At 46.9% G+C, this 9,367-nt stretch carries 8 protein-coding genes; 4 read left to right on the forward strand and 4 right to left on the reverse strand.

Annotation, left to right across the window (positions count from 1 at the left end):
• Positions 1–255: 255 nt before the first annotated feature.
• The 3 genes from hemE (at position 256) to rho (ending at position 3,285) form a co-directional block, all read left to right on the forward strand.
• Positions 256–1,293 carry a uroporphyrinogen decarboxylase gene (gene hemE / locus LDL18_RS07595; RefSeq protein WP_296508358.1) on the forward strand — a complete coding sequence of 346 codons (1,038 nt, stop codon included), beginning with the start codon at positions 256–258 and terminating at the stop codon, positions 1,291–1,293.
• A 97-nt stretch (positions 1,294–1,390) separates the two neighbouring features.
• Positions 1,391–1,846, forward strand: coding sequence for a CopD family protein (locus tag LDL18_RS07600; RefSeq protein ID WP_296508360.1), 456 nt, complete (start codon positions 1,391–1,393; stop codon positions 1,844–1,846).
• A gap of 182 nt (positions 1,847–2,028) precedes the next feature.
• Entirely contained in the window at positions 2,029–3,285 is a 1,257-nt protein-coding gene (rho, locus tag LDL18_RS07605; protein WP_011241711.1) for a transcription termination factor Rho, read from the forward strand.
• Between the two features lie 292 nt (positions 3,286–3,577).
• Here rho and LDL18_RS07610 read toward each other — a convergent pair whose 3' ends face one another.
• From LDL18_RS07610 to LDL18_RS07620, 3 genes are all read right to left on the reverse strand, one after another.
• Positions 3,578–4,576, reverse strand: a complete 999-nt coding sequence (locus tag LDL18_RS07610) for a quinone oxidoreductase (RefSeq protein ID WP_296508363.1) — start codon at positions 4,574–4,576, stop codon at positions 3,578–3,580.
• Complete coding sequence (locus LDL18_RS07615) at positions 4,576–5,277, reverse strand: dienelactone hydrolase family protein (protein WP_296508365.1); 702 nt, start codon at positions 5,275–5,277, stop codon at positions 4,576–4,578. Before LDL18_RS07615 ends, LDL18_RS07610 begins: the two co-directional genes overlap by 1 nt.
• Before the next feature lie 103 nt (positions 5,278–5,380).
• Positions 5,381–5,881, reverse strand: coding sequence for a methylated-DNA--[protein]-cysteine S-methyltransferase (locus LDL18_RS07620; RefSeq protein ID WP_296508367.1), 501 nt, complete (start codon positions 5,879–5,881; stop codon positions 5,381–5,383).
• A 190-nt stretch (positions 5,882–6,071) separates the two neighbouring features.
• On the opposite strand from LDL18_RS07620, the gene mnmE reads away from it, so the two are divergent.
• Positions 6,072–7,376: a tRNA uridine-5-carboxymethylaminomethyl(34) synthesis GTPase MnmE gene (mnmE, locus tag LDL18_RS07625; RefSeq protein WP_296508368.1), complete on the forward strand. Its 1,305-nt coding sequence runs from the start codon at positions 6,072–6,074 to the stop codon at positions 7,374–7,376.
• Between the two features lie 5 nt (positions 7,377–7,381).
• On the opposite strand, the gene LDL18_RS07630 is transcribed toward mnmE, so the two are convergent.
• Positions 7,382–9,367: TonB-dependent receptor (locus LDL18_RS07630; RefSeq protein ID WP_296508370.1), on the reverse strand; the 1,986-nt coding region annotated here is incomplete at its 5' end.

Here is a 9,367-nt window from a genome sequence, read left to right on the forward strand (position 1 = left end):
AATGGGGATAACTACGGACTACCCAGTTATCCACAAAGTTATCCCAACTATCCACATTCATTCCACAGAGTTATCCACAGGATAAGCCATTTTATACAAAGACAATCTATTATGTGTATAACTCATACGACTCCGTAAGACTCAATGAGTCGCAACAAGCATAAATTGTGGATAACTCCGTGGATAAAAATGTTATCCCCATTATCCACAGCCCCAACAACAGCAACAACCATTTAAAGATTCTTAAGGATAGTTATGGGTAAATCGCGAAAAAAGCCTGACGCACCCCTGTTAAAGCTCCTCGCAGGCCAAAAGCTAACAACGCCTCCGATATGGCTTATGCGGCAGGCGGGACGCTATTTGCCCGAATACCGAAAATTACGAGAACAAAAGGCCGGATTTTTACCATTGGTCGAAGATTCCGAAGCCGCCGCTGAAGCGACTTTGCAGCCGATCAACCGGTTTCATTTTGATGCGGCTATTCTTTTCTCGGATATTCTGGTTATTCCCTATGCCCTTGGACAGGATCTCACTTTCGTCAAAGGGGAAGGACCCAAGCTCACGCCCGCTTTAGTCAACCATCGCCTTGATCTTCTGACAAAGCTTCCCGAACGTTTAACCCCTATTTACGAAACTGTTCGTCGGGTAGCTGATACACTTTCTCCCGAAACCGCTTTTCTTGGCTTCTCGGGCAGCCCTTGGACTGTCGCCACCTATATGGTCGCAGGGGAAGGCAGCCGCGACCAAGCGGTCACAAGGGCAATGGCTTATCGTGACCCACAGGCTTTTTCCGAAATTATCGAAGCCATCATTGATCTGACGGTTCTCTATCTCGATGGTCAGATCAAAGCAGGCGTCGATGCGGTGCAGCTTTTCGACAGTTGGGCAGGGACACTCTCGCCACAACAATTTGAACGCTGGGTCATCGATCCAACGGCACGTCTGGTTGAAAAATTACGGGAAAAACATCCTAATATTCCGATTATCGGCTTCCCCAAAGGCGCCGCTAGCCGGATCAAGGCTTATATTGCCGATACCCAAGTCACGGCGATCGGTCTCGATGAAACGATCGACCCTTATTGGGCAGATCAATATCTACCCACTGATTTTCCGGTTCAGGGCAATCTCGACCCCTTGGTGCTTCTTGCGGGTGGCGAGGCTTTGGATCAATCTATCACGACTATTCTTGACGCTTTTTCCGAAAGGCCGCATATCTTCAACCTAGGTCACGGGATTCTTCCCCAAACACCGCTCACCCATGTCAGCCATCTTCTGGAAAAAATACGGGGATAACCTGAATACCAAAAGAAGCTGGCGGTTCTCTATGCCAATTTTTTAAATTTTGGCAAAGAATAGACCAAACAAAAACGTATAATTTGAGGATTAGCCTGTGATTGAATGGATGGGTTTTCTTGATAATCTTTACCCTTGGGTCAAATCAGCTCATGTTATTTTTGTGATTTTCTGGATGGCCGGTCTTTTTACCTTACCGCGCTATTGCATTTACCACAGCCAAACCACACCAGGATCTGTCGAGGATTTAAAATGGCAAAATCGTGAAACCCGATTGCGCCACATCATTTTGACGCCCTCGCTCATTCTGTCTTGGGTTTTTGGCCTGTTATTGGCCGTGCATATCGGTGCTTTCGTTATCGGCCATTGGTTTCATGTTAAATTGCTGGCCGTCATCATTTTAACGGCCTATCATGGCTGGTCTGTTGCTTATGCCAAAAAGCTAGCCAAGGGTTTCCGTCCGGCCAGTGAACGGGGTCTCCGATTGATGAACGAAGTCCCGGGTATTATCGCAGCCGTTGCGGTTATCTTGGCGATCATTAAACCTTTTTGATGCCAAAGACAAAAAGAGTCCGACTTCCTGATCTTGACTCTGAAAAATAATATCTTTAAGCGGGTTTCCCAACGGTGCCCGCTTTTCTATCCAAAGGGTAATCTTTTTCACATCACTATTCTGATCCTTCTATCATTTCTTAAGGCAATAACTTTCATCTTGCCCCTACGGGACTCCCCGACATGCATCTAAAAGATCTCAAACAAAAAACGCCCTCTGAACTCGTCAAAATGGCCGAAGAACTTGGAATCGAGGGGGCTTCGACATTACGCAAGCAAGACCTCCTTTTTGCCATTCTCAAGGTTCAGGCCGAAAGAGGCGACCAGATTATGGGCTTGGGGACGATCGAGGTTTTGCCTGACGGATTCGGCTTTTTGCGTAGCCCCGAGGCTAACTACCTAGCCGGTCCCGATGATATCTATGTTTCTCCCAATCAGGTCAGAAAATTCGGCCTGCGGACGGGCGATACCGTAGAAGGCGAAATTCGGGGGCCCAAAGATAGCGAACGCTATTTTGCCCTGACCAAGCTGATTTCGGTTAATTTCGACAATCCCGATAATGTCCGTCATCGCGTCAATTTCGACAATCTGACGCCGCTTTATCCTTCCGAAAAACTCAATCTCGATATCAGTGATCCGACCAATAAGGACAAATCGGCACGCGTTATTGATATTGTTGCTCCACAGGGTAAAGGGCAGCGTTCCTTAATCGTCGCGCCGCCACGGGTCGGTAAAACGGTCTTATTACAGAATATCGCACGGGCGATTTCGGAAAATCACCCCGAAGTTTTCCTGATTGTGCTGCTGATTGACGAACGTCCTGAAGAAGTCACGGATATGCAGCGTTCAGTTAAAGGGGAGGTGATCTCCTCCACCTTTGATGAACCGGCACAACGTCATGTTCAGGTGGCCGAAATGGTCATTGAAAAGGCGAAAAGACTGGTCGAACATAAAAAAGACGTGGTTATTCTGCTTGATTCCGTGACCCGCCTTGGCCGTGCTTATAACACGGTGGTGCCGTCCTCCGGTAAAGTCTTGACGGGGGGCGTTGATGCCAACGCTCTGCAACGCCCAAAACGCTTTTTCGGTGCCGCTCGTAATATCGAAGAAGGCGGCTCGCTTTCCATCATCGCTACGGCTTTGATCGACACCGGTAGCCGTATGGACGAAGTTATCTTTGAAGAATTCAAAGGAACGGGTAACTCCGAAGTCGTTCTGGATCGCAAAGTCGCTGACAAGCGGATATTCCCAGCTATGGATGTGGGTAAATCTGGCACCCGCAAGGAAGAATTGCTGGTTGATAAAGACACGCTTTCCAAAATGTGGGTGCTGCGTCGTATTCTGATGCAAATGGGGACTGTGGATGCGATGGAATTCTTGCTCGACAAGATGAAGGATTCCAAAACCAATGAAGATTTCTTCGCCTCCATGAATCATTAGGATAAAACAGAAGCGTTACTTTTTAATGACAAGAAAAAGAGAGCCCGCTCCTACAGGCTCTCTTTTCAACTTGAGAAAAAGGGCTGTTTTTTCTTTTTGTTTTTTCAGAAAGACTGACATCAAAAGCATCAAAACTATTTTATCTTTTGTTTAATCCACAAAGTTATCCACAGGCTGGGGATAACTTTGTGGAATAATTTTTTCTTCTTCAAGAAAACCGGCGGGTCTTTTCTTTGAACCGCCGGTTTTTCTCAAAATAACCTTATGGTTAGCTCGAAAATCAAGACCGCTTTTAAGGAATAAGCACCGTAGATCCGGTGGTTTTCCGGCTTTCCAGTAATTGATGCGCTTTCGCGACCTCTTTAAGAGGAAAGCGCTGGTTAATTTCGACTTTCAGAATATTTTTTCTGACCAAATCGAATAATTTCTGGCTGGCTATGGTTAAATCCACAGAGTTATCCACATAATCCACAAGGCGCGGTCGGCTCATATAGATCGACCCTCCTGCGGCCAAATCCAAAGGCGACAAAGCTGGAACGGGGCCACTGGCATTGCCATAAACAACCCATAAACCTTTTTTCCTCAAAGAGGCGATCGAGCTTTTCCAGCTATCGGCTCCGATGCTATCAAATACAGCATGAACAGCTTCGCCGTGATTCTGCTGCCTTACCCAATCCGGTAAATCGCCATAGGGCAGGGTCGTCACATAATCAGCGCCATTAGCCTTTACTTTTGCGGCTTTTTCTTCGGTGCTAGTATGCGCAAAAACCGTCACACCCAAATATTTCAGCCAAGGGACTAACAAGCTACCGACACCGCCAGCCGCGGCCAAAACCATGACTTTCGGTGCTTCCCCTGCGATTGCAGCATGGGCAAGGCATTTTTCAGCCAGCATCCAGCTTGTCATCCCTTTTAACAAGATAGCTGCTGCCGTCTCTGCCGAAATATCATCCGGTAAAGCCACTAATTCGCTGGCCTCAACAATTCGATGGGTCGCATAGGCACCGGGCTTCGAGGTGAAAATAGCGACCCGATCACCGGCTTTAAAACCTTTCACCTTATCGCCGACCGCTTCGATCACACCTGCCGCTTCACAGCCTAAATTCGCGGGGAAATTCTGTTTATACAGACCAGAACGATGATAAATATCAATAAAATTAAGACCAATAGCCTGATGCCGTAGTAAAACTTGTCCCGCTTCCGGCTTCATCTTGCCAAGATCAAGCGGCTTTTTAACCAGAACTTCAGGATCTCCCGCTTTTTCAGCGATAATCGCATAGGCTTCACTCATCATACATTCCTTTCAATAAAATCGAGACTCCGCTGATCCGCTAATTCAGCCGCTTTTTCAGCGCGTCTTTTCCCTTTTTCGGTCGCAAAACCGTGACCCGCTTCGGGATAAACATAGACCAACGCTTGTTCTTGCTCTGCAAAAGCAGAACAGATGGTTTTAATCGCCTGTTCCGAAACAAAATTGTCGTGATCTCCGAAATGCAGCAAGATAGGCGGATGATCTGCCTTCATTTCAGAAAGATGCTGGTCAATATCAACAGCATAATAGCAAACAGCCGCATCGATTTTTTTTCTGGCTGCCAGAATGAAAGACAAAAATCCGCCAAGACAATATCCAACGGTAGCAATCTTACAATCAGGCTGCTTTGATCGGGCATATTGAATGGCCGCTTCGACAGTGGCCAAAGCCGCTTCATTCTCCAACTTCTGGTAATAGACCATCGCCTGTTGCATCTCTGCGGGAATATCGGGATCAAGCTCAACCTCTGGCGCAATTTCCCAGAAAAGATCGGCTGCAATGGCGAAATATCCGGCCTTCGCCCAGCGATCGACTCGCCAACGGATGCCGCTATTTAATCCGAATATTTCGGGGATAACGACAATAATACCCTTGGGTTTGTGATCGGGGAAGGCGTAATAGGCCGGAATCTGATGGCGTTTATCCACAGAAGGGATCGCTATTTTCTGACCCAAAATCATATCCTTTGAAAGCCTGCTCTTTTATCAAGATAATCAGCATCCGCCGGATAGAAAGCGGCCATTCCGTCAAAATACGCCCAAAGCCCGAAAAAACACGTTTATTTTATAAGGAAAAGGAACCTCGATGAAGCCGCTCATGGTCAATCAGCCATGCTTTTGTGGTGATGCCTTCTCCGGCAGAATACTGCCCTAAACTCCCATCGGCCTTAATAATCCGATGGCAAGGCACAATCAGAGCCAAAGGATTTCTGGCACAGGCCTGTCCAATCGCCCGCGCGCCGGATTCCGCTATTATAGCCAACTGGCGATAGCTGGCGGTCTCACCATAAGGAATCTGGCATAATGCCTGTCTTATGGCTTCCCCTCTTGCTGTTTTTGCAGGTTGAAGCGGCAAGTCAAAACTAAAAACTTTTCCGGTAAAATAGGCTTCAATCTGGGCAACCACTTCCTTCAATAAAGGGGATTGCTTAAGAATGGCGGCCAAATCCTGTTTTTCGGGCTTTTTTATTGCAGGCGGCATAATCGCCACCTGCTCAAGATGTTGGTCAGAAGCCTGAATTGAAAATAGACCGATAATGGTCGGATAATAAAGCTGTGGCATCATTCTTGTCTTTAGATAATGAGGCTAAAATCTTACCATAAAAAATCCACAGCGGCGTTTATTATTCTCGAGTTCTTCCCCCGTAAATCAAAAGCCTATAACGGGTGACAGAAGCGACGCTTCACGCTAAAAGTTCAAAAAATCCTTTCGCCATCCTTCATTAAATATCCGCGATCAACAGGGCTTTTCCGCTATGAAAACTATCTTTGCCTTATCTTCAGGTCGTCCACCGGCAGGTATTGCAGTGATCCGGATCAGCGGCTCTGCGGCTGCGGATACCGCCTGTCTCCTCACGCGAAAAAAATGCCCTGAAGCTCGCCGTGCTGTTCTTAGAAATCTCTACGATCCTGATAGTGGCGAACAACTCGATCAATCCCTGATTCTCTGGTTGCCCGCCCCAAAAACTGTGACCGGAGAAGACCTGCTTGAACTTCATGTTCACGGGGGCAGGGCGGTGATTGATGCCGTGCTAGACGTTTTAGGAAAATTGCCGGATTTACGCCCTGCCGAGGCGGGTGAATTTACCCGTCGTGCCTTTGAAAACGGGGTTATCAGCCTTCACGAAGCCGAAGGTCTGGGCGATTTATTAACAGCGGAAACGGCCAGCCAAAGACGCGCCGCTTTGATGATGAGCGGAGGCGCCTTGGGAAGACAGATTGGTGCATGGCAAGACAGACTTCTGGCACTCTCTGGCCAAATTGAGGCCAGTTTTGACTTTGCTGAAGACATTGAAGAAGATGAAACGGAAAGCCGCCAGCATCTTACGGCGATGAAAGAAAAGATAGCCGCCCTTATCGCCGAACATCGCCAATTTGAAAATCGTCCGACGATGGAAAGGTTGCGGGATGGTCTGCGGGTCGTTTTGGCAGGCCAACCCAATGCCGGCAAATCGACTCTAATCAATGCCCTTACCGGACAAGATATTGCCATAACGGCACCGATAGCAGGCACAACCCGCGATGTCATCGAGGTCAGCTTTGCTCTAAAAGGCATCCCAATGCGTTTTTCAGATACGGCGGGATTGCATGAATCTGATGATTTAATTGAAAAAGCGGGTATCACCCGCGCCCGAAAGGCGATTGCCGAAGCCGATATTCTTTTATGGCTCGGAAAGGCCGAAGATACGCCCGAAACCGAAGGTGAAATTCTTGTTCTCTATCCACAAATAGATTTACCGGAACGCCATCCGATACCAGAAAAAATTGACATCGCCGTTTCGGCGGTTACCGGCGAAGGGATTGATCTCTTACAAGAAAAGCTGGTCGAAATCGGGAAAAACATCCTTCCGAAAGAAGACGAAGTCACTTTAAATCGCCGCCAACGCCAATTGGTGAAGGATGCCGCAGATAGTCTAGCCTTGGCCTTGGATGCTGAAGATATGCTGATCATTGCCGAAGCCATCCGGCAAGCCTGCCGCTGTTACGACCGGCTCACCGGAAAAGCTGGCGTTGAAAATATGCTCGACAATCTTTTCAGCCGCTTTTGCATCGGCAAGTAAGAAATTTACAGACTGACATCGACTTTAAAATAATAAAATCCGCCATTCATGCCTAATTGTGAGGTATTCATATCATATTTGTGAATACCGATATAACGATGCGCTAAAGGCAAACGTGTTGGGTAGCGGTTAAATAAATTATTGGCACCGGCTGTCAAAGCCAGCTTTGCATTGACGCGATAGGTAATATCTAAATTAGTCGTATATTTAACGCGATTATGAAAAGGGAAGAACTCATAATTGGATAATAAATCGGTATTGCCTGAACCTCCATAATAAGAAAGCTGTGAAGTCGTATGTCCCCAACGGATTTCATGTAATCCAACAATCCATTTTTTATCGCCACTGGTAAACTGACCACCCCAGATGATTTTACTGCGAGGATAAGCCGTCGTGATATAGGCAATACTCTGTTTTGTCAGAAGATCATTTCCCTCCGCATCTTTCCCCTGATGGGTAAGAATAGTACGATTGATATTGGCGGCTACAGTCCAGTCAATTTGACCGATATCCCCTAAATAGGTCGGATAGCTGGCGGTAATATCAATCCCACGAGTGCGGGTGTTAGCAACATTGGCAAACCAATGGGCATAAATAGAAGCAGGTGTCCAACTCGCTGCCGCTGCTGGCAAATTAAAACCATCTAAAGCCAAAGCGCTAGACGCTTGATCCCCATAGATATTACCACCGGGTAAAATCTGTCCTCTCAATTTAATTTGATAGACATCGGCTGTAATCCGTAACCTTTTAACCGGCTCAAAGGTTACACCCGCTGTTATATTCGTCGAATGTTCCGGTTTCAGCTTTTCTGAACCGTTGGCCAAAGCGCCGACAGAGTTCGGGCTGATAATACCCCCTGCTTGGGTCGGATAAAAAGTAACTGCGCTATAATATTCCTGTGCCAAGGTTGGGGCATGAAAGGCATTTGAAATAGTGCCTCTGAATCCTAACCATTTGAAAGGATCATAGCGCAAGGCAACCTTTCCGGTTTTGGTATCCCCGACATCGGAATAATGCTCGTAACGTCCTGCGACATCAATCTGTAATTGTTTGACCAAATGGGTCGCGACATCGAAATAACCGCCAAAGACATTCCGGCTGAATTTTCCGGCACTTTGGGCAGGTATACCGGGAAGGGCTTCTGACCCGCTGCCATAGGCGGATTCAAAACTGCCTGCACCTATGGTATAGCTTTCGTAGCGATGGGTAGCACCCCCTGCGACATTAATGACATGAGGCCAGCCATCAATATGAAAAGCCTTCGAAAAATCAATACTATTGCTCCATTGTTGATTGTTAAATCGTTGTGCATTTTTAAAATTTTTGGGTGTTCGTCCAGTATCTTTCGAAAGCTGTAGATTAGCGGAATTTTTGACTCCGATAGAATCATAATCGCGCCCGTAAACGCTGGAAACATCCCAATTCCAGCCTTTAATCTGGCCTTTTAAGCCGCCCGTAATTTCCCAGTCATTTTCATTGATGGTATCAATAGGCAAATAGCCATTGGGATAAATCGCGGCATAAGCTGGATAATCCGTCAAGGTTGAAGCAAGACGCGTAATCTCATTGGCTTCGGCATAACGATGGGCATAGGTAACCAGACCATAGGCCTCGATATTATTGGTAATTTTGTAGCCGCCTTTGATCGCAAAACTTTCCCGTGTCTGTTCAGGCTGACCCAAAAATTTATCTTTACTGTTGGTGCGTAAATCTTTTGAACTGCGATAAGTATGATTTTGGCGTAAAAAATCACCACTGACATGCAAATAACCGCGTGATCCCAATTTGGTGCCACCATCCAGATAAATGCCTTGCTGAAAACCGTCTTTGGCAGCCGTAATGCCTGTCAATGTCTGGGCATGAAAGCCATGATCCTGTTTTTTCAAAATGATATTGACAACACCGGCTACGGCATCGGAACCATATTGAGCGGACGCGCCATCGCGTAAAACTTCGATATGGTCGATGGCCGCCATCGGAATCATATCGAT

The organism is Zymomonas sp. (genome assembly GCF_020216885.1).
Lineage (GTDB): Bacteria > Pseudomonadota > Alphaproteobacteria > Sphingomonadales > Sphingomonadaceae > Zymomonas.